This window comes from Acidobacteriota bacterium, assembly GCA_022562055.1.
In the GTDB taxonomy this organism is placed as follows: Bacteria; Actinomycetota; Acidimicrobiia; order Spongiisociales; family UBA5794; genus BMS3BBIN02.
The window spans coordinates 26,928-50,276 of the sequence record JADFQA010000019.1 but is presented as its reverse complement, the minus strand read 5'-3'; the positions used below and the strand labels follow the sequence as shown (position 1 = coordinate 50,276).

At 59.2% G+C, this 23,349-nt stretch carries 25 protein-coding genes and 1 tRNA gene; 4 read left to right on the top strand and 22 right to left on the bottom strand.

All coding sequences use genetic code 11. The features are described from left to right. Positions 1 to 9: 9 nt before the first annotated feature. The 14 genes from IIC71_08265 to metG all read right to left on the bottom strand — a co-directional run bounded on the left by IIC71_08265 (position 10) and on the right by metG (position 12,957). Complete coding sequence (locus IIC71_08265; GenBank protein MCH7669178.1) at positions 10 to 1,002, bottom strand: NAD-dependent epimerase/dehydratase family protein; 993 nt, start codon at positions 1,000 to 1,002, stop codon at positions 10 to 12. After that, complete coding sequence (gene pgsA / locus IIC71_08260; GenBank protein MCH7669177.1) at positions 1,002 to 1,544, bottom strand: CDP-diacylglycerol--glycerol-3-phosphate 3-phosphatidyltransferase; 543 nt, start codon at positions 1,542 to 1,544, stop codon at positions 1,002 to 1,004. Before pgsA ends, IIC71_08265 begins: the two co-directional genes overlap by 1 nt. 149 nt (positions 1,545 to 1,693) lie before the next feature. Next, positions 1,694 to 3,181, bottom strand: a complete 1,488-nt coding sequence (glpK, locus tag IIC71_08255; protein MCH7669176.1) for a glycerol kinase GlpK — start codon at positions 3,179 to 3,181, stop codon at positions 1,694 to 1,696. Positions 3,182 to 3,245: 64 nt separating this feature from the next. After that, the gene (locus IIC71_08250; GenBank protein MCH7669175.1) at positions 3,246 to 3,842 is read right to left on the bottom strand and encodes an aminoacyl-tRNA hydrolase; all 597 of its coding nucleotides are present in this window, start codon (positions 3,840 to 3,842) and stop codon (positions 3,246 to 3,248) included. Further along, positions 3,842 to 4,480 (bottom strand): 50S ribosomal protein L25, encoded by a 639-nt coding sequence (locus tag IIC71_08245; protein ID MCH7669174.1) that lies wholly within the window; start codon positions 4,478 to 4,480, stop codon positions 3,842 to 3,844. Before IIC71_08245 ends, IIC71_08250 begins: the two co-directional genes overlap by 1 nt. 176 nt (positions 4,481 to 4,656) lie before the next feature. Further along, positions 4,657 to 5,067: a YjbQ family protein gene (locus IIC71_08240; protein ID MCH7669173.1), complete on the bottom strand. Its 411-nt coding sequence runs from the start codon at positions 5,065 to 5,067 to the stop codon at positions 4,657 to 4,659. Continuing rightward, positions 5,067 to 6,809, bottom strand: a complete 1,743-nt coding sequence (gene aceK, locus IIC71_08235) for a bifunctional isocitrate dehydrogenase kinase/phosphatase (GenBank protein MCH7669172.1) — start codon at positions 6,807 to 6,809, stop codon at positions 5,067 to 5,069. Before aceK ends, IIC71_08240 begins: the two co-directional genes overlap by 1 nt. 2 nt (positions 6,810 to 6,811) lie before the next feature. Beyond that, entirely contained in the window at positions 6,812 to 7,783 is a 972-nt protein-coding gene (locus IIC71_08230) for a ribose-phosphate diphosphokinase (protein MCH7669171.1), read from the bottom strand. Between the two features lie 108 nt (positions 7,784 to 7,891). Continuing rightward, a complete protein-coding gene (locus IIC71_08225) occupies positions 7,892 to 8,632 on the bottom strand; it encodes an NTP transferase domain-containing protein (protein ID MCH7669170.1) in 741 nt (246 codons plus the stop codon). A gap of 116 nt (positions 8,633 to 8,748) precedes the next feature. Continuing rightward, positions 8,749 to 8,820 (bottom strand) — tRNA-Gln (locus tag IIC71_08220). A 45-nt stretch (positions 8,821 to 8,865) separates the two neighbouring features. Continuing rightward, complete coding sequence (gene ispE, locus IIC71_08215) at positions 8,866 to 9,720, bottom strand: 4-(cytidine 5'-diphospho)-2-C-methyl-D-erythritol kinase (protein ID MCH7669169.1); 855 nt, start codon at positions 9,718 to 9,720, stop codon at positions 8,866 to 8,868. Further along, on the bottom strand, positions 9,717 to 10,535 hold the full coding sequence (gene rsmA, locus IIC71_08210) for a 16S rRNA (adenine(1518)-N(6)/adenine(1519)-N(6))-dimethyltransferase RsmA (protein ID MCH7669168.1): 819 nt from the start codon (positions 10,533 to 10,535) through the stop codon (positions 9,717 to 9,719). The genes ispE and rsmA overlap by 4 nt, the downstream gene beginning before the upstream one ends. After that, positions 10,532 to 11,260, bottom strand: coding sequence for a TatD family hydrolase (locus IIC71_08205; protein ID MCH7669167.1), 729 nt, complete (start codon positions 11,258 to 11,260; stop codon positions 10,532 to 10,534). Before IIC71_08205 ends, rsmA begins: the two co-directional genes overlap by 4 nt. A gap of 35 nt (positions 11,261 to 11,295) precedes the next feature. Next, positions 11,296 to 12,957, bottom strand: a complete 1,662-nt coding sequence (gene metG, locus IIC71_08200) for a methionine--tRNA ligase (protein MCH7669166.1) — start codon at positions 12,955 to 12,957, stop codon at positions 11,296 to 11,298. A 170-nt stretch (positions 12,958 to 13,127) separates the two neighbouring features. On the opposite strand from metG, the gene IIC71_08195 reads away from it, so the two are divergent. Then, complete coding sequence (locus tag IIC71_08195; protein MCH7669165.1) at positions 13,128 to 13,355, top strand: AbrB/MazE/SpoVT family DNA-binding domain-containing protein; 228 nt, start codon at positions 13,128 to 13,130, stop codon at positions 13,353 to 13,355. Between the two features lie 3 nt (positions 13,356 to 13,358). Here the strand turns inward: IIC71_08195 and rsmI are convergent, their stop codons facing one another. The 4 genes from rsmI to IIC71_08175 all read right to left on the bottom strand — a co-directional run bounded on the left by rsmI (position 13,359) and on the right by IIC71_08175 (position 16,997). Continuing rightward, positions 13,359 to 14,189, bottom strand: a complete 831-nt coding sequence (gene rsmI, locus IIC71_08190; GenBank protein MCH7669164.1) for a 16S rRNA (cytidine(1402)-2'-O)-methyltransferase — start codon at positions 14,187 to 14,189, stop codon at positions 13,359 to 13,361. Positions 14,190 to 14,209: 20 nt separating this feature from the next. Further along, on the bottom strand, positions 14,210 to 14,461 hold the full coding sequence (locus IIC71_08185; GenBank protein ID MCH7669163.1) for a hypothetical protein: 252 nt from the start codon (positions 14,459 to 14,461) through the stop codon (positions 14,210 to 14,212). A gap of 452 nt (positions 14,462 to 14,913) precedes the next feature. Next, positions 14,914 to 16,266 (bottom strand): hypothetical protein, encoded by a 1,353-nt coding sequence (locus IIC71_08180; GenBank protein ID MCH7669162.1) that lies wholly within the window; start codon positions 16,264 to 16,266, stop codon positions 14,914 to 14,916. Between the two features lie 62 nt (positions 16,267 to 16,328). Further along, the gene (locus IIC71_08175; GenBank protein ID MCH7669161.1) at positions 16,329 to 16,997 is read right to left on the bottom strand and encodes a haloacid dehalogenase type II; all 669 of its coding nucleotides are present in this window, start codon (positions 16,995 to 16,997) and stop codon (positions 16,329 to 16,331) included. An 81-nt stretch (positions 16,998 to 17,078) separates the two neighbouring features. Here IIC71_08175 and IIC71_08170 point away from each other — a divergent pair, with 81 nt between their 5' ends. Then, positions 17,079 to 17,825, top strand: coding sequence for an NAD(P)H-hydrate epimerase (locus IIC71_08170; protein ID MCH7669160.1), 747 nt, complete (start codon positions 17,079 to 17,081; stop codon positions 17,823 to 17,825). 3 nt (positions 17,826 to 17,828) lie between these two features. Here IIC71_08170 and IIC71_08165 read toward each other — a convergent pair whose 3' ends face one another. Together IIC71_08165 and IIC71_08160 are read right to left on the bottom strand one after the other, a co-directional pair. Further along, on the bottom strand, positions 17,829 to 18,887 hold the full coding sequence (locus tag IIC71_08165) for a hypothetical protein (protein MCH7669159.1): 1,059 nt from the start codon (positions 18,885 to 18,887) through the stop codon (positions 17,829 to 17,831). Between the two features lie 6 nt (positions 18,888 to 18,893). Then, positions 18,894 to 20,336 (bottom strand): HAMP domain-containing histidine kinase, encoded by a 1,443-nt coding sequence (locus IIC71_08160; protein MCH7669158.1) that lies wholly within the window; start codon positions 20,334 to 20,336, stop codon positions 18,894 to 18,896. A gap of 141 nt (positions 20,337 to 20,477) precedes the next feature. On the opposite strand from IIC71_08160, the gene IIC71_08155 reads away from it, so the two are divergent. Both IIC71_08155 and IIC71_08150 read left to right on the top strand, forming a co-directional pair. Continuing rightward, positions 20,478 to 21,164, top strand: coding sequence for a DUF2461 family protein (locus IIC71_08155; GenBank protein MCH7669157.1), 687 nt, complete (start codon positions 20,478 to 20,480; stop codon positions 21,162 to 21,164). Positions 21,165 to 21,210: 46 nt separating this feature from the next. Beyond that, positions 21,211 to 21,483, top strand: a complete 273-nt coding sequence (locus IIC71_08150; GenBank protein ID MCH7669156.1) for a hypothetical protein — start codon at positions 21,211 to 21,213, stop codon at positions 21,481 to 21,483. Positions 21,484 to 21,487: 4 nt separating this feature from the next. Here the strand turns inward: IIC71_08150 and IIC71_08145 are convergent, their stop codons facing one another. Together IIC71_08145 and IIC71_08140 are read right to left on the bottom strand one after the other, a co-directional pair. Further along, positions 21,488 to 22,792 (bottom strand): PQQ-dependent sugar dehydrogenase, encoded by a 1,305-nt coding sequence (locus IIC71_08145; protein MCH7669155.1) that lies wholly within the window; start codon positions 22,790 to 22,792, stop codon positions 21,488 to 21,490. Between the two features lie 95 nt (positions 22,793 to 22,887). Continuing rightward, on the bottom strand, positions 22,888 to 23,205 hold the full coding sequence (locus IIC71_08140) for a hypothetical protein (GenBank protein MCH7669154.1): 318 nt from the start codon (positions 23,203 to 23,205) through the stop codon (positions 22,888 to 22,890). Between the last annotated feature and the right edge of the window lie 144 nt (positions 23,206 to 23,349).

Genomic DNA, 23,349 nt, shown 5'->3' with positions numbered 1-23,349 from the left:
CGATGCGACTCACCGTTTGAGGAGTCCCTCACTCCGGTACCACGCAACGGTCTCGGTCATCGTGTCACGGATGGCGCGGTATTCGAGACCGAGTTCACGAGTGGCTTTCGCACCATCGTAGGCGTGTCCCTTTAGCAGAGTCCTCACCATCTCTGGGCAGAACGATGTGCTGCCAAGCCGGTGCACCAACCAGGCTAAAGGCATCGCGGCGACTTTCACCAATGGTGTCGGTACCACTATCGCTCGCCGCTTCTCCCCGACAACAGACGCCAGCAGGGTCGCGATTTCGCGCGTGTCAATAACAGCGCCACTCAACAGGTATCGCTCCAGATGGAGGCCGCGACTCTCGGCTCGCACGTGTCCTTCGACGCAATCCGCTACGTCGACCAGCGAGATGGTGGTAGCCGGCAACACGGAGCGCCGACTTTTGAGTATCTGCAGCAACAGCTTGGCGCTTCCACCGGTACGCCCAGGTCCTTGAACCGAAACGGGGTTCACCGCAACGACACGCACCGACGATTGACTGGCGGCCGCAAACAGTGCGACCTCCGCCTCGTACTTCGTGCGTTCATAGTGAGACACAAACTGCCTGTCGTGTTCGTCGCGTTCATCGGCGGGACTCCCGTCGGCGCGATGCCCAATCGTTACCGCCGACGACGTGTAGACCATGCACGACACACCGGCGGCGGCCGCAGCTTCGAACACTGCAAGAGTGCCTGTGACGTTTGCGCTCGTCATTGCGTCCGGATTCGTGGCGCACATTTCGTTGACGCCGGCCACGTGGAACACCGTGTCGACACCCTCGACCCCGATCGACAAAACGTCAAGATTTGCGAGGTCGCCAATAACGGTGTCGATGCCTCGGCTTCTTGCGCGCTCAGCGGCCGCGGCCGTCCTGACGAGCGCACGGACCTCGCGCCCGTCGGCGAGGAGCCGACTAATGAGTGCTCCGCCTATGAATCCCGTGGAACCGGTGATAAACACGGTCGAACCTGTATCCATTACGCGGCTCTCAAAACCGAACCTGTGTTGCGGAGGTAGTCCCAACCCGAGATCAGTGTTGCGGCAACCGCGGCGAGCATCACCCATTCATCGAGGAAGAGCGCTCCAAGCTCGGAGCTTCCGCGCACCAACGCAAGCCCAATAGCCCAAAACTGAAGGTTCGTCTTCAGCTTGCCCCAAACGCTTGGCGGCATTTTCGATTGGCTCATCGCAGCCACTCCTCGCAATCCCATGACCATGAACTCACGAGCAATCATGATGAAGGCCGCCCACGACCATGCCCGATCGACTTCGACAAGCACAATCATGATGCCGGTCATCAAGATCTTGTCGGCGACCGTGTCGAGGAACGCCCCGAACGTCGTCGTGATTTGCCAGCGGCGCGCCAAGTAGCCGTCCACGAAATCGGTGAGTGCAGCAATCACGAAGATCGTGGCTGCAATGCCGTATGCATTGTCGAGACGGGACCTGAGCAACACGAACGTCATGACTACTGGTGTCAGACCGATTCGTGTAGTGGCAAGAAGGTTCGGGACGTTCATCGAGAGCGGAGCCTAGTGCGAACCGCGCCGACGCTCAGCCCCCGGCTCTTCTGTCGAACACCGCAAGAAGCAGACTTGAATTACATGGCCCCTGCCGATCGATCCGCGCTGCTCACGCGTCCCGGTACCTACTGATGACGGGGGCGACGTCAACTGTCGGCCAGATCGTCGACCCATGACAGTGATCGGGCGATCGCCTTCTCCCACCCTTGACGCAACTCGGCTCGGCGGCTCGCGGAGATATTTTCCGTGAACCGTTTGGCCTCCACGCTCAGTCCGCGAATCTCATCCGGATTGGCCCAAAAACCAACGGCAAGACCGGCCGCAAACGCGGCTCCCATGGCCGTCGTCTCAAGAGATGCAGGGACAATCACTGGAATGCCCAAGAGGTCGGCTTGGAACTGCATAAGGAGGTTGTTTGCTGCCATCCCCCCATCAACACGCAGCTCCGTCATTTTCGTACCAGTGTCTTGTTCAACGGCATCGAGAACGTCGGCTGTCTGGAACGCGGTCGCCTCAAGAACGGCCCGAGCAAAGTGCGCCCGGGTGGCGTAGTGGGTGAGTCCCGCGATGACACCACGCGCATCGGGCCGCCACCGAGGCGCAAATAGACCAGAGAACGCAGGCACGAAGTAGACGCCGCCGTTGTCTTCGACCTCGTTTGCCAGGCTCTCGATTTCGGATGCCGACTCGATCATCTTCAAGTTGTCACGCATCCACTGCACGGCCGATCCTGCGACCGCAACCGACCCCTCAAGGGCGTAATGGAGCTTGCCGTCGCCGATTTGATACGCAACCGTGGTGAGTAGTCCCGCGTGGGACCGGACCGGACGCAAACCGGTGCTGACGAGCAGGAAGCAGCCGGTCCCGTAGGTATTCTTTGCATCGCCCTGGCCAAGTCCTCCATGTCCGAATAGAGCAGCCTGCTGATCACCGAGTATTCCCGCCACGGGAACTCCCTCGAGATCACCACGGGCATCTGCGACGATGCCAACCGATGGCACTACCTCAGGCAGCATCGACATCGGCACATCAAGCAACGAGCACAACGCGGCGTCCCAGTTGCCGGTTTCGAGGCTGGCAAGCATGGTGCGTGATGCGTTGGTCACGTCGGTCACGTGACGGCCGGTGAGTTTGAACAAGAGCCAGCAGTCCATCGTGCCGAACGCGATCTCACCGGCTTCGGCTCGGACCCGCAGACCCGGCGTGTTGTCGAGCAACCACTGGATCTTTGGGCCTGAGAAATACGTCGCCGGCGGCAAACCGGTGACTGTCTTGAACATGTCTGCATGCTCGGCCAGTGCTGCACAGATTCCCGCGGTTCGCGTGTCCTGCCACACGATTGCGCGGGCAACAGGCTCACCGGTTGATTTGTCCCACAGCACTGTGGTCTCACGCTGGTTGGTTATCCCGATCGCCTTGATGTCTGCCCGGGTAAAGCCTCCGTCCGCAAGCGCTCCCGAAATAACAGCCTCGGTATTCGACCAGATCTCAGCGGCATCGTGCTCAACCCATCCCGGCCGTGGATGATGCTGAGTGTGTTCGACCTGAGAGGATGCAACGATCGCACCGGCATGGTCAACAATGACACAGCGAGTGCTGGTCGTGCCTTGATCAATGGATGCGATATACACCATCGACTGATCCTAGTGAGCCCCTGTGGTCCCCGGCCGACGTGGATCTGCGATGCTCGGAGGATCGCTATTTGTCGGGGCCTAACTCTCCTGCACGTTGGCGGGCGGCATCACCGCCATTTGTAACGAAGAGTTCGGCAAGGTCGGCAGCGTGTTTGATCGTGACCGCGATTGCATCGCGCTCCTTCTTTGCGAAGCGGGCGAGGACATGGTCAGCGGGCCGCACGCCCGGGCGAGGTCGACCGACACCGATCTTCAGACGCCAGAACTCCTTTGTGCCGAGACTTTCGATCATCGACTTGACGCCGTTTTGGCCACCTGCGCTGCCCCCGAAACGGATGCGAAGTTTTGCGAACGGTAGATCGATATCGTCGTAAACAACAAGAACGTTTAACGTCTCGACCTTGTAGTAACGAACAAGTGGACCAATAGCACTGCCCGACTCGTTGACGAAGGTGTTTGGAAGAGCAATTACGGCGCTATGTCCACCGATGGAAGTTTCGACGGTGTCGGCACGCAGACTGCGTCGGCCGCGCCTGAGGTGCAGTCCGTTTTGGAACAGAAGCTGCTCAACGGCGGTGGCGCCGACGTTATGTCGTGTCCTCTCGTACCGTGTTCCAGGATTGCGCAAACCGACGATGAGACATCGGCCAGCGTCCGCCATTACTCGTCGGCCGCGTCTTCGACGGCGAATTCTTCTTCGTCGTCGCCCTCGACCTCGGACTCTTCGGATTCCTCGGCACCACGTTTGGCCAGCACGGTGACCAGGGTGTGGTCGACGGGGTCCGTGTATTCGACACTATCGATCTCTGGCAGTTCCCCAGCCTTGATGGACGAACCCGTCACGAGGTGAGAAATGTCGACTTCGATAACCGTGGGGACATTCCCGGGCAGCGCACGAACGCCGACCGCTGCCATGATCACCTCTACGATCGAGCCGTCCTCCTTGACACCGATCGGAGTCCCGATGTATTCGACGTGGACTTCGGCATCGATCTCGTGATCAAGATCGACCTTGATGAAGTCGAGGTGAGAAATCGTCCCGCGGTAGGGGTGGCGCTGGATTTCACGGGCGACCGCGGTGATTGTGTCACCACCGTCAATGACAAGACTGATTACAGCGTTTCCGCCGGACTCGGTGTGGAGTGTGCGGTACAACTCCCGGCGTTCGACTGCGACAGAAAGTGCTTCGACACCGGCACCGTACACGACCGCGGGCACGAGGCCTTCGCGACGCAGACGGCGCGCAGGGCGACTGCCGCTCTCCTCACGCTTGATGGCGTTCAGCGTGATCAGATCCATGATGATTCTCCTTACAAGTACAAACTTCGCGTTACAAGTACAAACTTCGCGGTTTATGGCGACGCGTAGGCGCTCCGCCTCCATGGCCTTTGGATGGGAGCGAACGGTACGTCACGCAGCGGCCCGTATTATGCGCCAATTCGCCGATGTGGGCAAGGCGAAACTCGTCTGCAGCGTTACGGTGACGACAGAAAGCTCAGTCGCACCTGCCGGTTCGGATTGTCGACGTTCGTATCGACGAGCAACACCGACTGCCAAACGCCGAGGGCGAGTTCACCTCCAATGACCGGAATCGACGCGGTCGGGGCAATGAACGCCGGCAACACATGGTCTGCGCCGTGGCCCTGAGCGCCGTGCTGGTGTCGGTACAGCCCAGCGGTTCGCGGCAACACGCCGTCGATGCGGTCGATGAGATCGTGATCTGATCCGGCACCGCTCTCAATGATCGCAATACCGGCCGTGGCATGGGGCACGAAGACGTTCACAAGTCCGTCACCCTCCCCCGCAACAAACTCGGAAATCTGTGGAGTCAGATCGAAGGTTCCCGCGGCGTGACCGGTGTACACGTCCAGGACAATGGTTTTCATCACGCCATCCTACGAAGAGCGGTGGCCCGAGTGCTCGCACCGAGGCGCGCCGACTTCTCATAGGGGAACACCTCAATGGACTCCCCGGTCGTTGCTCGCTCCTGCGCTCGCCTCCAGAAACGGGGGTCCCAGAGGTCGCCGTGGTGGAACTCGAAGACTTGCCTCAGCTCGCCGCGGACACCAAGGAATCTCTCAAACTCCTCAGGAAACACGTCGTTGTCACCGACCGAGAACCACGGATCCGCCGACATGTCGTCGTCAGCGTTTGTCGACGCGGGTATCTCACGAAACCGGCAGTCCGTGACCTTGCAGAGTTCGTCGTAGTCATAGAGCACCACGCGACCCGTGTGCGTGACGCCAAAGTTCTTGAGCAGCATATCGCCGGGAAAAATATTGGCCGATGCCAGGTTCTTGATAGCCCGGCCGTAGTCGATGATCGCGGCTTCGGCCTTGATGGGGTTAGCTTCGCGGACATAGATATCGAGGGGTACGACCTTGCGCTCGACGTAGACACGTTGCAGCGTGACGAAGTCATCGTCAATGACGACACAGCGCGTCGCATCGGTCCGCAGCTCCTCAAGAAGTTGATCTGAGAACACACCAACCGGTAGCCGCAGATTCGAAAAGTTGTAGGCGTCGATCATCCTCCCGGCTCGGTCGTGGCGATGCACCTGACGATATTTCGCTTCGATGGCACGTCTCGTCGTCCGCTTCGGGTAGGGGAATCGATCGCGTATCACCTTGAACACCACGCCGAGCCCCTCGAGGTCGAACACAATCATCACCAAGCCTCGAACACCGCGCGACTGTGTGAAGCGGTGCTCGGTTGAGTCGACACAACGCATGATGTCCTGAAAGAGTTCTGTTTTGCCGTGTTTGCGGTACCCAATCGCCGAGTACAGCTCGTGCAGGTCTCGATGGGGAAGCAGTTCTCTGAGCCATGAAACCATGGCACCCGGCTTCGTTACGCGAACAAAAAACGCCGCCCGGGTATAGGAGAAGAGCGCGGATAATTGGCTTGATTCGAGGAGGACCGCACCGATGGCGAGACCGGGAACGGTGTGATGGATTGCAAACGCTACCGGGACGCTACCGCGTGTCGTTTGCATCGAGCCGACTATGTACGCTGACCGGCCGCGGTAGAAAACGGGCGCTGCAACAACCAGGGTGAGCAAGTCGCCGAGATCGAGATAGTCCGCTCGCGTGCGAATTTCTTGTGCTGCAAGGGTCACATCCCGCTTTAGGTGACGCCACTTCGGCCCAAGGTCGCGATCAACAAGCATGGCGCGCAACGACGCCTCGAAATCCACAGATATGTCGTATTCAGCAATCGGGACACTCGTATCCACTGCACTGTTGTTGGGTTCTGCAAACTCGATTGTGTCGTCGACACCAACGGTCTGAAAGATACGACGAGTGACTGAATTGAAGAATGTCGTCGCGATATCCAGCGGGGCATCGGTGTGAGCCTCAGCGAAGTTTGCTTTCGCCGAAGTCCATCGTGTGGCAGACGCGGATGACTGGAGCTGTTCAACGAGCGAGGAAACATGGCGCTCGTATAGGTCAAGCCGATCCACGGTGAGGGCGTGGAGTTCGGCCCACTTCCGTTTCTGGAAACAGGCAATACCGCCGTCTGTAAGCGAGGCAAATTCCGCAGAATACTCGCCGAATCCGCGCCAAATTGCACTAGCTATATCTGTTGAGGCCAAGGTTTGCCTGGAGTGGTAGCCGCTCGGAGCCACGATTACATATTCTCGCCCTGGAAGATTTCGCTGACCGACGCGTCGGTGAAGATGGCGTCGATAGCACCTGCCAACAACGGGCCAATGGACAGCACTGTGATCTTGTCAACGTTCCCGATGTATCGTTCGACGGGAAGAGTGTTCGTGAGGACGACCTCGATAATCGATGAAGCCTCAAGACGCTCGATTGCAGGGTCGGAGAGAACACCGTGTGTTGCGACGAGGCGCACCGAAAGAGCTCCACGCTCGATGACCAGCTCTGCAGCTCCGACAGCCGTGCCCGCGGTGTCGATCATGTCGTCCACTATCACACAGTGACGACCATCGACGTCGCCGACGACCTCTAGGGCAGCAACTTCGTTGCGCACGTCCGTCTCGCGACGTTTGTGAACGAACGCAACCGAGGCGTCGAGACGCCTGGCAAACTTCGCGGCAAATTTCACGCGCCCCGTGTCGGGTGAAACAATCGTCGTCGGGCCTTCAACAACTCCCCTGATGTGATCGACGAGCACCGGGAGGGCAGTGAGGTGGTCGAACGGCACGTCGACGAATCCTTGGATTTGGCCGGTATGCAGATCAACAGAGACGATCCGATCGGCCCCTGCCGCAAGAAACAGGTCACCCATGAGCCGCGCCGAGATTGGTTCTCGCGGACGCCCTTTTTTGTCTTGACGCGCATATCCATAGAAAGGCACCACCGCGGTGATCCGCCTCGCAGAAGCACGTTTCAGCGCGTCGATCATGATGAGCTGTTCCATGATGTGAAAGTTGACCGGCGGGCAGTGGCTTTGAATCACAAAACAATCGGCACCACGGACGCTCTGGGTGTAGTGGATGTAGATCTCACCGTTGGCGAACACCGATCGTTCGATGCCTCCAAGACTGGTCCCAAGGAGCTTTGCTAGTTCCTCTGCTAACTCTGGATTCCCAGAACCCGAGAAGACCATGAGCCGCTTGCGGCTCGAGATTTCCATGTTTCGGCTCTCCCTATGCGTAACTTGTCGGTGCAAGCGTAACAAAGCGACCGGCAGACCGACGGATCGGGCCACCTTGTTATCCAGTCGGCGTCTCGGAGGCCTTCCTTAATCGGTGTTGGACTGGCGGCGTCGACTCAGAATCGAGGTCGCGACTTCCAGTTGTCGAACCGAGTTCACCCCAAATCCCTCTTCGGCATCCGTAATGTACGACCGCAGGGTGTGACCCGCCTCGTGCAAAACAGCAATCACGTCAGTGAGGTAGAGCTCGCCCTGGCTGTTCTCGGTATCGAGCCCTTCGAGGGCCTTGAGCAGCGTTTCGCCATGAAAAACGATCACCGAGGTATTGACCTCTTTGATGGTTCGCTGATCTTGAGTGGCGTCTCCCTCTTCGACGATCGCCACCAACTCGCCGTTTGAGTGGATAAGGCGACCGTAGCCGGTGGGATTTTCAGCAAGAACGGACAGCACCGTGGCTGCAGCACCGGACGTGCGATGGGCGTCGAGTAGGGATCGCAGAGTCGCTGGTCGGATGAGGGGCATATCGCCAGGCAGCACAAGGACTGTCTCCGGAACTGCATCGAAAGCCGTCAGACCGACGGACGTAGCGTGTCCGGTGCCGTTTTGATCTCGCTGCAGCGGCGTCTTTACATCATCGGGGAGCACAGCACGGACCTGGTCCGCTTGGTGGCCGACCACGACGGCCACATCGTGAATCTCAGCGTCAGCCAGGGTATTGAGCATCCAGAGAATCAGCGGTCTGCCCGCGGCAAGATGAAGAACTTTTGCAAGATCTGAATTCATGCGGCTGCCTTTGCCTGCGGCAAGCACAATCGCGACTGTTGGCATGATTCCGTTCCGGTGGGTGGACCCAACGAGTTTCCCAGAGGGGTTTGGTACCTAATGGGACTTGGCTTCAGCTCAGGGCTGAGTTTTGCCGGGGCTCGGTTGCTGGGGCTTAGTTGCTGGGGGGACAGGGATCGAACCCGTAATGGCTGGACCAAAACCAGCTGTGTTACCAATTACACCACCCCCCAAAAGGGGCGGTGGAAGTGTACGGGTGTTCTATGGATTCGACAACATCATGCGTCGTCGAGAATCAACCAGCCGATTGCCACCGGTTGTGTAGCTTCGGCGAATCGGGCCCCGACCGGAATTGCGTCGACCATGTCTCGGGCCTCCTCCATATCGAGACAAAAAGCAAACAGCGAGGGACCCGAGCCAGACATCAATACCTCCCTCCCCCACCGCGCCCGCAGCTCTGCTTGCCATTGCCCCACGGCAGGACTCAGCGCTACCGCGGCAGGCACAAGGTCGTTGCGAAATGTCTCATCGCGCATCGCGGTCGGCACCGAACGAACATTGATCGCGGGTCCGAGAGGTTCGCCCAACTCATCCCACTTTTTGTACACCGCGGGTGTCGACAAGTCGACAGGCGGGACGACGACAGCGAGGGCGTAACCCAGTTCCGCTGGTAGCTGCTCGACCTGGTCACCTCGTCCTGATACATGTGCGTAGCCGCCCGTAAGACAGAACGGAACATCGGACCCCAGAGTCGGGGCAAGGGCGGCGATCGTTTCGTCTGAAGCTCCCAGAAGTCGCTGTGAAGCAATGAGTGCGGCGGCACAGTCTGCGCTGCCACCACCCAGGCCCGCAGCAACGGGAATAACCTTATCGAGCAACACTTCCAGTGCTTGGCTTGTCTCGACAGCTCGTCGAACTGCCTCGACTGCGCGCCATGCAAGGTTGTGGTCAGGGTCAGGGACGGGACCACCACGCATCGAACCCAGAACATCGTCATCGGAAAACTGCACGGAGATCTCGTCCGAAACCGCGATCGATTGGAACCTCCCGCTGATCGAATGAAAGCCATCGTCTCGGCGCGAGCCGACTCGGAGTTCAAAATTGAGTTTGGCGTGTGCCTGGATTCGAATCACAACGAGGCTTCCGCCTCGGCGAGCAATAGGTATTCGGCTGCGCCCAAGGTCTCGGCGCGACGGGTCCCGTCGATACCGGCAACATCAAGAAGAACGTCCGGGTCCGCCACGGCCGATCCTAGCGATTTACGGATCATCTTCCTTCGCTGACCGAAGGCGCTTCTCGCAAGCTGTGAGGCTCGATGTGCGAAGGGGCTTGCATTGATCCTATCCACACGAACGACCGCTGATTCAACATCCGGTGCGGGAACGAACACCGATGCCGGGACCTCAAAGCCGAACACCGGATCACCCCACAAGGCCGCGACAACCGACGGCAGACCGTACACGCGCGAACCCGGAGTTGCGACGATTCGATCAGCGACCTCACGCTGCACCATCACCGTGAACGACACGATCTTTGGCACAGTACGCAACGCATCGAGCAAGATCGGAGTACCGACGTTGTACGGCAAGTTGGCTACAAACGTCCAGTCGTCCCCCTCGAGATCGGCGTTGAGATCCACCCGTTGAACGTCGGCGAAACGGACATCGACGTTGCTGAGTGACCCGACTGTCTCTTCTAACACCGGACCCAGACCGAGGTCGATCTCGTATGCCACGACCGTTTCCGCGATCCCGGCAAGGCCGATGGTGAGTGCACCGGTCCCGGCCCCCACTTCGATCACCTTGCTGTCAGCGCCGACGCCGGCAAAACGGATGATCCGGTCGACGAGGTTCGGGTCTGCAAGAAAATTCTGCCCGAAGCGCTTTTGGGGCCGAAGACCTCGATCGGCGAGCAGCCGCTGTATGACACCACGGCCTTGGCTAGTCATAGACCAGGCGTTCCGAAAATCCGCGCGGCTGTCGCCGATGTCAGATCGGCGACAGCGTCCACCGACATTCCCCACACCGATGCAAGCGCCTCGCCGATGCGCGGTACGTTCGCGGGTTCGTTGGGGTCGCTGCGCGTCGGCGGTGGTGTCAGATAGGGCGTGTCCGTTTCAACAATCGTTGACTCCGGCGGCGCCTCCGCAGCACCGAGCCGAACGGTCTCAGCCTTCTCGTACGTAACGGGTCCGGCAAAGGAAAACGTAGGGCCAAGTTCTCGAAAGCGCTTCGTCCACTTCGGGCCGCCGGTCCAGCAATGCAACACGGCGTTCGCCCCAAGGTCAGCAGCCGAAATGAGTTCGTAGACGTCGGCGAAAGCGTCTCGCGTGTGAATGATGATTGGTTTGTCGGCGCCCTTAGCCAGATCGAGCTGTGCACGGAACGCATCAAGCTGGGCATTGCGGGGTGCGAGATTTCTATAGAAGTCGAGACCGCACTCCCCCACGGCATCGGCGTCTGACACCAAGGATTCGATCCTGGCAGCTTGTTCCGGCCAACGTTCGGCTTCATGCGGATGGAGTCCGACGGACCATAGAACACGATCGGGATGTTTCGCTGCCAGCGCGGATGCTTTGAGCGACGTCTCGAGGTCTACACCCGGGCACATCACCCAGGCAACACCCACGTCGGTGGCACGGGCGAGCAGCGCTTCGGGTTCGTCCGCGCTCATATAGAGGTGGCAGTGAGTGTCAACCCACATTTGGCCTAGGCCTCGCCTTCGAGTTCGACCTTTGAAAATAGCGGCACGGCATCGGACAATGTCGTCCCCGCAACAACATGGGGTCGGCCCCACGGATGTCCGCGGTCGGGGGTCTCGATGCCAAGCGTTGCAAGGACCTTTGGAGAGGTGAAAGGCAGATATGGCGAGAGAGCGACCGCGATGCCTGCAATAGCCTGGAGTGCGACGTTGAGTGTCGTACCGGTTCTCATAGTGTCGGTTTTTGCGGTCTTCCAGGGCTCACGGTGGCTCAGATATCCGTTGGTCTCTTGAGCCGCGGCCATCACTTGTGACAATCCAGACCGCAATCGAACCCTGGCGAGATCGTCGTGTGCGGCCTGGATCAGCTCGTCGACGCGCGCAAGCAATTGTTCGTCGCGCTCATCGTTCGCCGGTTCGGGAACCACTCCATCAAAATACCGGTGTGTCATGGACACGACGCGGTGAACAAGGTTCCCCCAGGTTGCCACCAATTCGTCGTTGATTCGACGCCACATGTCGGATTCGGAGAGGTCTGAGTCAGAGTTCTCGGGCAGGTTGGCTGCCAACGTGTATCGCAGCGCATCGGGTTCAAGTCTGTCAAGGTACCAGCGAAGCGGTTTGCCGACTCCGCGGCTCTTCGATGCTTTTTCGCCGTCGAAGGTGATGTTTTGGTTTGCCGGGACATCCGTTGGAAGGTTCAGCCCGCCGTGACCCATCAGCATTGCGGGCCAGAAGATGGCATGGAACGCAATGTTGTCCTTCCCGATAAAGTAGTACGTCTCAGCCTCAGGATTCTCCCACCACGACCGCCACGCCTCGGGATCACCCTTGGAGGACGCCCACTCTTTGGTGGCCGACAAGTACCCCATCACCGCTTCCCACCACACGTAAATGACTTTGCCTTTGCCAAAATCGTCGACCGGAACCGGGATGCCCCAATCCATGTCGCGGGTGAACGCTCGGTCCTTGAGACCCTCTTGAACGAAGCCAACGGAGAAGTTCTTGACATGGGGTCGCCAACCCTCACGAGATGCCAACCACTCGCTCATTTGATCTTGCAGCGCCGAAAATTTCAGGTAATAGTGCTCGGTCGATCGCATCACGGGAGTGCCACCAGTGAACTTGCTCCGCGGATCGATGAGATCTGTCGGATCTAGCGGGCGTCCGCAGTTGTCACACTGGTCGCCTCGGGCATCCACAAACCCACAGTGCGGACAGGTGCCTTCGACATACCGGTCGGGTAGAAACCGCTTTGCTTCGGCATCGAAAAACTGCTCGGATGTCTTGAGATACAGGTACCCATTTTCAAGCAGCTTCAAGAAGAAATCCTGAGCGACCTCCTGATGGTTCTGCGTATCAGTCTTTGTAAACAGGTCGAACGAGATCCCAAGATCACGCCAGTATCCAAGAAACTCCGGATGGTATCTCGCCACGATCTCTTGCGACGTGACACCCTCTTGCTCGGCGCGCACGGTGACTGGTGTGCCGTGCGTGTCCGACCCTGAGACCATCAGCACGTCGTTGCCGATCGAGCGCTGGAAGCGTGCAAAGATATCGCTCGGCAGATATGCGCCGCCGATGTGACCGAGGTGCAACGAGCCTTGGGCATAGGGCCATGCAACGGCAACAAGAACCTTCTTGGCGACAGAATCTGATGACGTTTCCATCGAGGGATCGTACCACCTGAGCCGTAGACCAAACAGAGATAGGTCGTTGCACGCGGATTCCGATTTGCGGGTTACACTTCGCTCGAGTCGGCCCTGTACGGGGATACCGGGGACGCACAGTCGGCAGAAATCGCCCAAAGCAACCTGGAGGTACTCCGTTGGACACCGGTATGGTCCGTAAGATTGACGACTTGGGACGAGTCGTCATACCCGCCGAAACCCGTCGCTTGTTCAAGATTCGCGAAGGCGATGAACTCGCTTTCTCGGTCGAGAACAACGCCATTGTGATCCGCAAACTCACGGCGACCTGCCTGTTTTGCGGATCGATGGAGAAGGTGTCGGCGTTTAAGGAACGCGGTATCTGCGCTCGCTGCAGGACCGAGCTCGCTTCAGACTAACGTTCAACGGTCGCGACGATCAATCGCAGCGTCGTAAACGTCGTTGCGGCGTACACCGGTGACCGCGGACGCCTCGCGAACGGCTTCGGCGAACCGTACCCCACCGTCCATCATGGTCGCTACCACGTCGAGCGCCTCGTCAAGAGACGGTGGCTGTGGTGGCCGACCCTCGATGACAATCGTGCATTCGCCCTTGACGTTGGCTGCCAACCAGTGATCGCGGGCGCTGCCCAGGTCTCCTCGCCAAAATTCCTCGTAGATCTTGGTGATTTCGCGAGCGATCACGACACGGCGGTCGTCACCGAGCACCGCAGCTAGATCGCCGAGATCCTTTGCAAGCCGCTTCGGGGAGGCGAATAGCACAACTGTTCGTTCGTCGGTGGCAATGCCTGCAATGCGTGTGGTTCTTTCGCGCCCCTTGCGTGGGAGGAACCCTTCGAACACGAACCGATCGCCCGTGAATCCGCTGGCAGCGAGCGCGGCACTCACGGCACTGGGCCCTGGTATCACCGTGACGATGGCTCCCGCAGCCTCGGCCGCTACAACTGCCGACGCGCCTGGATCGGATACAACAGGCATCCCGGCATCCGTCACGACTACAACGAATTCTCCAAGAGACAGTCGTTTACGAATCTCTTCCGCCCTTAGCTTTTCATTCCCAACGAACATGGAACGAAGCGGCGTTGAGATCCCGAGATGCCCAAGCAAGATGCTGGTACGCCTGGTGTCCTCGGCATACACGATGTCGGCCGTGCGCAACGTGTCGGCGAGCCGTTTCGAGACGTCGCCTAAGTTTCCGATCGGCGTGCCACATAGTGCGAGGGTTCCCTGCATAAGAGCAAGGATACGAGATTTCAGCAGCGGCCTGCGGTGCGGCCTTCGCCATCGTGGCCTTTGCAGACCTTGTTCGCCTCGATGTCCGTTCTGTCGACCCGTTTGGTTTCGGCAACGAGCTGAGCCCCGAGTTTGGGGAGGCGAGAGCACCACGGGACCTCGAGTATCAGAGATGCCTTTGCGAACAGCACAAGACGGTTCGGATACAGACACGTTGTCCCGACGACCCTGCCCGTTCTGTCGATCGCGATTACCCCGATTCGCGCATGCATGCCGACACTGTGGACGGAACGGCCTGAAAAGATCATGGACCGCCCCGTCGGGTGGGGTCGAAGCCCACGGCGTCGGGTGCGCCGAGAGGTGGCGAGTATTGGTGTCCACTCGCTGCCCAGAGCGTCGACCACTCGCACGCGGATTCGTGGGTTCATAAGAATTGCTGGTACCGTATTGGCACTATGGCTAAGGCAAAACGTCGCAAACTGCGCGCAAGACGCAGCAAAGCAAACCACGGTCGACGACCCAACGCCGGGCGCGGATAACCCGAAACCGGCATTCTTGGCTGGTGTTCCACTCTCTCACTCACTCCACCGAGGGTCGCAAACGCGCCGTGAGCAGCCGCGTCGAACGCAGGGCAACTTCTTCGAGCGCGAGTCAGCTCCTTAAACATAGGCCATGTCCCGCGGCGGCGGAAGACCTTCCTAACGGCGTACCGACAAGCGGTCGGTTACGGAGCCGAGACCTGTGAACGGATCGATCGACCTGCGTCTATGTCGGTCGACAGGATGTACACGAGCCCGTCTCCAGCACGGTCGATGAACGCGTACCGACCATCGACTTCCCACAACTGCCCACCGCCATCGGAGACGCCTTCGCCGAGAGCGAGAGTGTTGCGGGTGTGGTCGATGAGAGCCTGGGTGACCTCGGACGCGTCGTCCTCCGAATCACCAACGTAGCTGAACACGAATGCGATCTGATCATCGGTGTAATACACCGAGTATGAGTCGCCGCCCCAACCGTTTGTGACAACGACACGGTTGCCACGCGAAATCGAACCGAGTAGCAGCAGATTCAGACCCCACTCACCGAGCGTGTCAGTGATTTGGAGTTCCCATCCGTCGAGGGTGACCTGTGCGTCTTCAACAATGCTCGCACCTTCGCCGGTCCGATAGCGTTCGGGATGGATAATCTGTTCTGTGGTCGCCGGCACTGCGCCATACGCGGTATCCAGGGCCACAGAGCCGCCGAGGTCGATGAGATTCTGGACGAAGATCATGCCGGTGGTATATGGAAACCCGAGGCTCTCAGAGAGAAACTCGGGTGCCGCGTCGAGAACGTCTGTCGGCACTTCTTGGGCCTCGGCGAGCATCGCAACCTGCTCAAGCACGGACAGTTGTTGCAGATAGAGGAACTGGAAGTAGGTGGCATCGCCTTCGACGAGCGCCTGTAGTGCGGCGACGTCCTCGCTGCGGCCATCTGCATCGGAAAGTTCGACCATCTGGTCATGGAAGCCGAAATACTGGTCGGTGAGCGCATGTATGAGTTCGTGGACTACCACGCTTTTCGTCAGCGGGCTGAGTTCGTCACTGTCGCCGGCAATGACGAGTTCTTGGGTGTCGCCATCGTAGAAGCCGGCAACCTGCTCGGCATACAGTTCTGGATAAATCTCAGCAAGCGCATCGTCGGGTCCCATCATGCCGAGCAAGCGAAACATGCGATCGTCGACAGCGAGACTCACCGGGTCGAGCTCTTCCTCGATGTCTTCACGGACCCGCGCTGCTGTTTGCTCAACCGTTAGTACCACGACCTCGGGCCGCCGGATGAACTCGAGACCCCGGAGGTCTTCGGTGATGTCGATGAGCTCTTCGATTTGGGCCTTGAGGGCGGCGACCACGGCAGGATCGGGGCCGTCGTCGCCTGGAACGGTGGTGTCAGCGACCTGCGTTGTCGTCGTTGACGCCGCTTGGGTCGTAGTGGGGCCGGGTACCGGATCCGTAGTTGTGACCTGTGTCGAGGACGTGCAGGATGCAGCAACAAGCGCGATTGATACCGATAGGAGAAGCAGTTTTTCAATTTTCACACCCGCAGGTTAACGATGCCACGGTCGTACGTGGGGTGTTTCGGTCTGCCCGCAGGTCATAGCTACGCGCCGAGGGCGTCGGCCACCCCAGCGATAGATGCCACGACAATGTCGGGCTGTCGGTCGGGCAGAGTCCACACCACACCGGGACGTGTCACGAACGCTCCGCCGATACCGACGTTGCGCGCCCCAACGATGTCCCAGTCGTGCGCTGCGACCATCAGCGCCTGTGATCCAACAATCCCCAGTCTGGACAGCGCTGCCTCGTACACCGCTCGGTGTGGTTTGAATCTTTGGACTTCGTCGACAGAAAGGACATGGTCGAACCTGTCAAGGATGCCAGCGCTTTCTAGCTGCTGTGGGATGCCCTCGCTCGACCCGTTGGATAGGGCAACGATCCGGCACCCGGCGCTACGGAGCCGGTCGAGGGCGTCGGGCACATCGGGGTGGACGGGCAGCGACCTGAACGCAGCAACGATCAGCTCGGATGTGTCGGCAGAAACGTCTATGTCGGCGCGGAGTCCGATGGCCGCCAACGCTTCGACGGCGATGGTCTCAAACGAACGGAACCGGTCGGTTTCGTTGGCGACGAGACTGCCGTGCAGCAGCCTGAAGAACCACTCCGCGAGGCTCTCAGAGCTGCCGAGCGCGTCTATAAGCACCGAACGAAGACCATCCAGATCGAGAAGAGTTTCGTTGACATCGAAGATGATCGTCTCGGGGTTTTGCATCAGCTAAGTGTTGCGTACGGACGCGCCCGCCGCAAGGATTTTCAATTCGAACGGCAGCAGGACCGGTCTATTGTGCGGTTTATGAGCAATCCCGGCTGTACGTTCACTGACGACCACGGAAACCCCGTCCCGTCCGTCGGTGAAGCCGAGATGCGCGAGATCGACAGGATCGCGATCGAGGAGACGGGTCCCAACCTGTTCCAAATGATGGAAAACGCTGGCAGGAACGTCGCCCTCACGGCAATCGACATGTTGGGTGGCGACTGGCCGGATGTGCCCATCGTTGTGCTGGCCGGCACCGGCGGCAACGGCGGTGGTGGGATCACCGCGGCCCGGCACTTGAGAAACCACGGAGGCAACGTCACGGTGATCATCACCTCGGTCGACGGTATGGGGGAGATCCCTGCTGCACAGCTACACGTCTATCGAAATAGCGGCGGTGCTGTACACGAAGATCCAACGGGAGAGCCGAGTTTGATCATCGACGCCCTCATCGGATACAGCCTCACGGGTGCTCTAAGGGGTCGATCGCTCGAACTGATCGAATGGGCCAATGATTCTGCCAGTGCCGTATTGTCGGTCGACCTTCCTTCAGGTGTCGACGCAACCACTGGTGCAGCGGCCGGTGCCGCTATCGAAGCAGACACAACACTCACGCTGGCGTTGCCGAAATCCGGCCTGTGCTCAAGTGACGCCGGAAAACTTATCCTCGGCGACATAGGGATTCCGGCAGCGGTGTACGCACAGATAGGGATACACGCCGCAGGCCGTGTCTTCGGTGGCCACTACCGCCTGCCGCTTACCCGGGTCAAGAACGAACGGCGGTAACAGTCAGGCTAGTCCGCTCTCGTCCTCTTCATCATCGCGAACGCCCCGCATCCCAATATACGCGATAAACGCACCTAAAACACCACTAGAAACAAGGTTCGTACGCAGCGTGCGTACAGCTGATCGCATTGTGGCCCCAAGGTCAGTCATGGGGCGGAGCGAGTAGTCGGCGTGTGCTAGGCCGACGGGTTGTGGGGTCGGGGCGGAGAACATCGTGACGAGACCATCTTTTTCAACGTACCGTGGAATAACCGAAAGGTCTGGTGTTGGTCCTAGCGGTCTCGTGGGAATCGGCGCGGGATCTACATCCTCGATGTCTTGGGTTCTTGGATGCAGCGTCGTGGTCGGCACCGATGCCGGCACGGTGGTAGTAGTGCTAGTGACGATGGGGGGCGCAATGGTCGTCGACGTTGTTGTGGTCGACGTCGATGACCCGGGGATCGTGGTTGTTGTCGTGGTCGTGGATGTGGTGGTTGTTGTTGGAGAGCCCGGGTAGACGGCCTCGATGGAGACGTTGTCGATCACGAGGTCGACTGTGTCACCACCGACCCTCCCTAGGAATCGGACGGATGTGCCAGCCGATATCCAGCCCGTGATCGACACGTTGACCCATTGGGTGCTTGCATCAACATCTTTGAGCAAGATGTTCAGCAAGGGCTTCCAGGAAGCTCCAAGCGCCGACACTGCAACCTCTAGCTTCCCGTTGCCCTGCGGAGCGGATGAAGAGACCCGCCGGTACGAAAAAGTGAAGGTCGCACTCGTCGCTCCCTCAAGGTCAGCGGTCCGAACCACCGACCTGTTTTGCAGGTCTGGCCCACCGTCCACCCAGAGACACGGTCCAGAGCAAGCAGCGTGCGAGAGGACTTGAAAATACCCGCCCGAGGGAGAACCGTCGTCCCCCTGCTCTATCCAAGGCGTAGCCCACGGCGCCGAACCGCTTGAGCCGTTGTAACCGCTAGAAGAAAAGTTGTCAGCGACCGTCACCGTCTGCTCGGCTCGGGCTGCCGTTGCGACCAGAGCTACCCCGAGAACCCAGAGCGCAATCAGTCGTATGGATTTCATAGTTCCCTAGGCGCCCATCGCGATTTGTCCCGGAGGAGCCGTTCCGCTTTCGGGCGACGGAGCAGGTGCAAACGGATCACTCGGCATTGCGATACTCTTGACAGCGGCGTCCGAACCGTCGGCCTGAAGTGTCGCGGTGAAAACAGTCCACCCATCGATCCGGGAATACTGGATCGTGCCTCCCATAACCTCGATAAGCAGGCGGGCGACAGCAAGGCCAAGTCCGACACTGCCGACGAGCAGCACCTCAGACCCGTCGTGGACTAACGGGGCGAACAAAGTGTCGACGGTGGCGGGGTCGACACCGGGTCCGTCGTCAGCAACCGTGATGCGGACAGTCGAGGCGCGCTCCTTGATCTTCACCAGGACCTCTCCCCCGCCGTACGTGGAGGCGTTCGACAACAGGTTGCGTGCGACATGGGTGAGGAAGCGGTGTTCGGCATGAGCCGACGCGGTCCCTTCCACACTGACAGTGACGCCCGACCGCCTCAGTGAACCGGCAACACCGTCGAACACCGCCCGGACGTCGACGGACGCGAGGTCCACCTTGAACAGGCCATCGTCAAGACGGGCAGCCATCAGAAGATCCTCGACCATCCTGAACAACTCTGCAGAATCGCGATGGATGAGCGCAATGAGCTCTTCGGCCTCACCGATATCGCCCAGTCCGTGCTCAACGAGATGTTCAGAGAGCCCGTAGATGGCAGTAAGGGGCGTTCTGAGTTCGTGCGATATGCCGTCAAAGAACTCGTCCTTAGACCTGGAGTACCTTTTTTCGGCGGACAATCGCGCTTCGAAGATAATTTTTCGCTCTCGCTGCTGTCGTGCCACAACTCTTCGATATGCCAACACTGCACCCACAGGAATCAGCAACGTTATCAGCAACTGCGTCACCGACTCAAAACGTGCAGCGACCCCGTCTGCATCCAGAACCGCGGTGGCGAAAGCAGCCTGTTGTACGAACAGGGCTGCGGATGTATCCTGATAGGCCTGTGCAAAGACCTCACTGTGGAGCCGGTCCGCCTCGAAAAGGTTGGCGCGTTCGAGGGCTTCGATCGTGTCTGCGGCGGCTACCTGAAGATCTCGAACCGCTATTAATACCGATTCTTGCTGTGCACCGCCCGGAGGCGAGGCAGCGGCTGATTCCAGGGCAGCAAGGCTGCTCCTTGCCTCGGTTAGGGCAACGCTCCTAGCCTGCGGCGAGGCTACACCGAGGTCGAAGTCGACTGCGAACACCAGCGCTTGTGAGTTTGCGGCGCGTGTCGCAGCCGAGGCCGCCGACACCGCGTTTGACCACTCAAGGGCCTGTGAGGTGACCGCAACCGTCCTTGCTCCTGATGTCACAACAAGGAGGGCGCCTAGGGACACAGCGGCCACGACCGCGGCCACGACCGAGACAGCCGTCGCCCCGCGGTGTTTTACCACACTCTTGCCTGCAACTTCGGACATACAATGAAAGTCGGCACAACGGCCTGGGATATTAAGAGACTTCTCAACTCGAGCAGCGCGACGGAACCGAGTCAAGAGATCTCGTCCACGCCGACCGCAACGTTACGATGTCGAATCGGCGCGCCGTCAATCGTGGAGGCCATGAGACCGGTAGCCACCAAGGATTGGAGTCTGATGTTCAACGGTTTCGGCGCTGAAGGCCTAGATTTCCTGGGGCGGATGTCGTCGATGACAACGACAGATTTTCAGGCGCACAAGAAGGACTATCTAACCCTGATTGCGGAACCGGCGAAGGCGTTTATATCCGCGATCGTACCGCTTCTCCCGGAGGCCATTTCTCCGGGTATTGAAGGGATTCCGAGGACAAACGGCTCGATTGCACCGATCAACAACGACCGACGCTTCTCGCCTGACAAACCACCATACAAGGATCACCTGTTGTTTCGGTTTTGGGAGGGACCGGATAAGAAAACGGCACCCACGCTGTTTGTACGGATTGCGCCCGAATCAGCAGGATTCGCATCCGGAGTCGTGTTCGCCGACGTCGCCAGGTGGCGTACAAGAATTGCCGCCGATGGCGACGGCCTGGTACTAGCGATTGCGTCGCTCCGCACGAATCGATCCGCCGAAGTCGTCGGAGAATCTCTCAAACGAACCCCCGCACCGTACGCAGACGATCATCGTCATGCAGCGCTACTGCGGCACAAGATGTTCCAAGTACGTTGGCTTGCTACCGGTATCGACATCGCGGCGGACGGACTCGTCGAACAGGCGGCGGCCGAGTTGTCCGTCGCTTTTGCGGTGCATCTGTGGCTCGGAGCACTCTGATATGCCGAGTCCGATGATTGACCAATTCTAGGGACTGGCAGAACCGTTGCTCGCCGACCACCACACCGAATTGGGAACGATGATGGGCCACGCCTGTTTGCGCGTCAGAGGCGAATTCTTTGCCCTCGTCAACCGAGAAGGCAAGCTGATCATCAAGACGACAAAGAGCCATGTGACCGGCCTCATTGAAGAAGGTATCGGCGAACCGTTCTCTAAGGGAGGCAGAGTTTTTGAGGTGTGGGTCTCGATCGTCGGCGACGATCCGATCGTGTGGGCCGACACGCTCGCGGCGGCACACGCTGAAGCGCTGAGCCGATAGGCGATTATCGTTCGGGGACGATCTTGTAGACCGAGCCATCGAAAGTGCCGATCCACATTTCGCCGTCAGGATCAGTGCCCCATGTGTTGATTTGGAGGCCCTGGAACGCCGAGCTCCAATCCTGCTCGTCAACAGCAACACCGTCGACAACTCTGAAGCTCCGCACCAATCCAGTGCACCAATCCGCGTAGAGATAGTGACCGAACAACTCGGGGATCGCCGAACCACGGTATAGGACGCCTCCTGTGATCGAGCAACCCTCCTCGTGGCCGTAGGTGACCAGAGGCGCAACGTAGGACGACTGATCACATCCCTGTTTCCTGAAACACTTCGTCCCTTCGACCTCATCCCAGCCAAAGTTGTAGCCACCACCGTCAAGAGACACGACATTGACCTCTTCCATTGCGGATTGCCCAACGTCGGCTATGTATATGAGGTTGTCCACGGGATCGATATCAAATCGCCATGGGTTGCGTAGGCCGTACGCCCAAACCTCGGGCGCTCCTCCGCCGTCGACAAAGGGGTTGTCCGGCGGAATACCGTACGGGTCGCCGCCGTCGACGTCGAGACGGAGAATCGTCCCGAAGATAGTGTTCGGGTTTTGACCGTTGTCTCGCGACTTGGCGCCATCGCCGATAGAAACGTACAGATAGCCGTCCGGACCGAACTCGAGGAAACCACCGTAGTGACGAGGCTCCACCCCCTCGGCCTGCTGCCGCTTGAACATCACCTTTTCGCTAGACGGGTCCGTAATCGGTGGATTATGGCTCTCAACAGTGAACTCTGAGAGGGTGCGGGAACCGCCTGAATCGACGTAGTACAAGTAGAAACGCCCGTTTTGTGCGTAGTTGGGATGAAATGCCATCCCGAGGAGCCCTTGCTCGATCCCGCCCGACGCCACCTGGTCGCGAATGTTGATCATGCGGTCGGGAAGCTTGTTGAGGTCTGCGTCGAACACCCTGATTGTGCCGCGTTTGTCGACCATATAGAGGTAGTCGTCGCCCGGAGCTGAAAGGATCATCGACGGAAGCGGGATGTCATCGTTGACAAATTCGGGCCTGATGCCCAACAAGGGGTCGAATCCTTCGCTGCTCGGGGGCGCCGGCGGGACGACATCCGGAGCCGGGGCGCTTGTTTCCTCCGGAACATCAGACGAGGTGGTGCCTGTTGCATCACCGGAGTCGCTCGTCGTCGTTGTCGTCACGGCCCCACCCGTCGATGAACACGCTGACGCAACCAAAATCATCAGTACAACGCCAACCCGCCATCTCTTTGCCGTCACAATTATGCCCTCCGTTGATGTCAGCACTGAGAAACGCACCGCCTACGTCTTCAGCGATGCGTCGTCTCGCGTACCCTGCTGATTGTAACCAACGCCGTGATGCGCGTCCTTTGCAGCCGGGCTTAGATCTGCTTGTCGTCCGTCATGAGCTCCCAAAACTCGATGTGTGACTCGCTGGCGATCTCTCGGAACTCCGATCGCACGTCGTCAAGACCTTCAACCGGCGCTCTGCCGTCTCGATACGGCGTGCGCAACGTTTCGTCGGTCCACTCCATTACGACCGTGTTGCGCTCACCAGGGGTGGTCCCACTGTTGAAATACACTCGGCTCTCAGAACGGGTCCCTGCCTTTTGATATGCCTTCCCCATCTCATGAACCAGCGAAGCAGCTTTGCGAGCCTGTCCAGGTTTGATTGTGTAAACGCGACGAACCAGATACATGTCATCCTCTAGGTGGTAACTCGATTTCCAGACCGACGCTAGCCGAAACCGGGCTGGGACAATGACGCTGGCGGCGCAAAGACGCAACTTGGAATACGTGCCCCCATTCATAGACCCCTGTCAAGGACTAAACTCAAAAAGAAT

Excerpts from the sequence above, each read along its gene's own strand:
- IIC71_08265 (MCH7669178.1), bottom strand. The coding sequence starts at position 1,002 with ATGGATACAGGTTCGACCGTGTTTATCACCGGTTCCACGGGATTCATA.
- pgsA (MCH7669177.1), bottom strand. The coding sequence starts at position 1,544 with ATGAACGTCCCGAACCTTCTTGCCACTACACGAATCGGTCTGACACCA.
- glpK (MCH7669176.1), bottom strand. The coding sequence starts at position 3,181 with ATGGTGTATATCGCATCCATTGATCAAGGCACGACCAGCACTCGCTGT.
- IIC71_08250 (MCH7669175.1), bottom strand. The coding sequence starts at position 3,842 with ATGGCGGACGCTGGCCGATGTCTCATCGTCGGTTTGCGCAATCCTGGA.
- IIC71_08245 (MCH7669174.1), bottom strand. The coding sequence starts at position 4,480 with ATGGATCTGATCACGCTGAACGCCATCAAGCGTGAGGAGAGCGGCAGT.
- IIC71_08240 (MCH7669173.1), bottom strand. The coding sequence starts at position 5,067 with ATGAAAACCATTGTCCTGGACGTGTACACCGGTCACGCCGCGGGAACC.
- IIC71_08230 (MCH7669171.1), bottom strand. The coding sequence starts at position 7,783 with ATGGAAATCTCGAGCCGCAAGCGGCTCATGGTCTTCTCGGGTTCTGGG.
- IIC71_08225 (MCH7669170.1), bottom strand. The coding sequence starts at position 8,632 with ATGCCAACAGTCGCGATTGTGCTTGCCGCAGGCAAAGGCAGCCGCATG.
- rsmA (MCH7669168.1), bottom strand. The coding sequence starts at position 10,535 with ATGACTAGCCAAGGCCGTGGTGTCATACAGCGGCTGCTCGCCGATCGA.
- IIC71_08205 (MCH7669167.1), bottom strand. The coding sequence starts at position 11,260 with ATGAGCGCGGACGAACCCGAAGCGCTGCTCGCCCGTGCCACCGACGTG.
- metG (MCH7669166.1), bottom strand. The coding sequence starts at position 12,957 with ATGGAAACGTCATCAGATTCTGTCGCCAAGAAGGTTCTTGTTGCCGTT.
- IIC71_08195 (MCH7669165.1), top strand. The coding sequence starts at position 13,128 with ATGGTCCGTAAGATTGACGACTTGGGACGAGTCGTCATACCCGCCGAA.
- rsmI (MCH7669164.1), bottom strand. The coding sequence starts at position 14,189 with ATGCAGGGAACCCTCGCACTATGTGGCACGCCGATCGGAAACTTAGGC.
- IIC71_08185 (MCH7669163.1), bottom strand. The coding sequence starts at position 14,461 with ATGCATGCGCGAATCGGGGTAATCGCGATCGACAGAACGGGCAGGGTC.
- IIC71_08175 (MCH7669161.1), bottom strand. The coding sequence starts at position 16,997 with ATGCAAAACCCCGAGACGATCATCTTCGATGTCAACGAAACTCTTCTC.
- IIC71_08170 (MCH7669160.1), top strand. The coding sequence starts at position 17,079 with ATGAGCAATCCCGGCTGTACGTTCACTGACGACCACGGAAACCCCGTC.
- IIC71_08165 (MCH7669159.1), bottom strand. The coding sequence starts at position 18,887 with ATGAAATCCATACGACTGATTGCGCTCTGGGTTCTCGGGGTAGCTCTG.
- IIC71_08160 (MCH7669158.1), bottom strand. The coding sequence starts at position 20,336 with ATGTCCGAAGTTGCAGGCAAGAGTGTGGTAAAACACCGCGGGGCGACG.
- IIC71_08155 (MCH7669157.1), top strand. The coding sequence starts at position 20,478 with ATGAGACCGGTAGCCACCAAGGATTGGAGTCTGATGTTCAACGGTTTC.
- IIC71_08140 (MCH7669154.1), bottom strand. The coding sequence starts at position 23,205 with ATGTATCTGGTTCGTCGCGTTTACACAATCAAACCTGGACAGGCTCGC.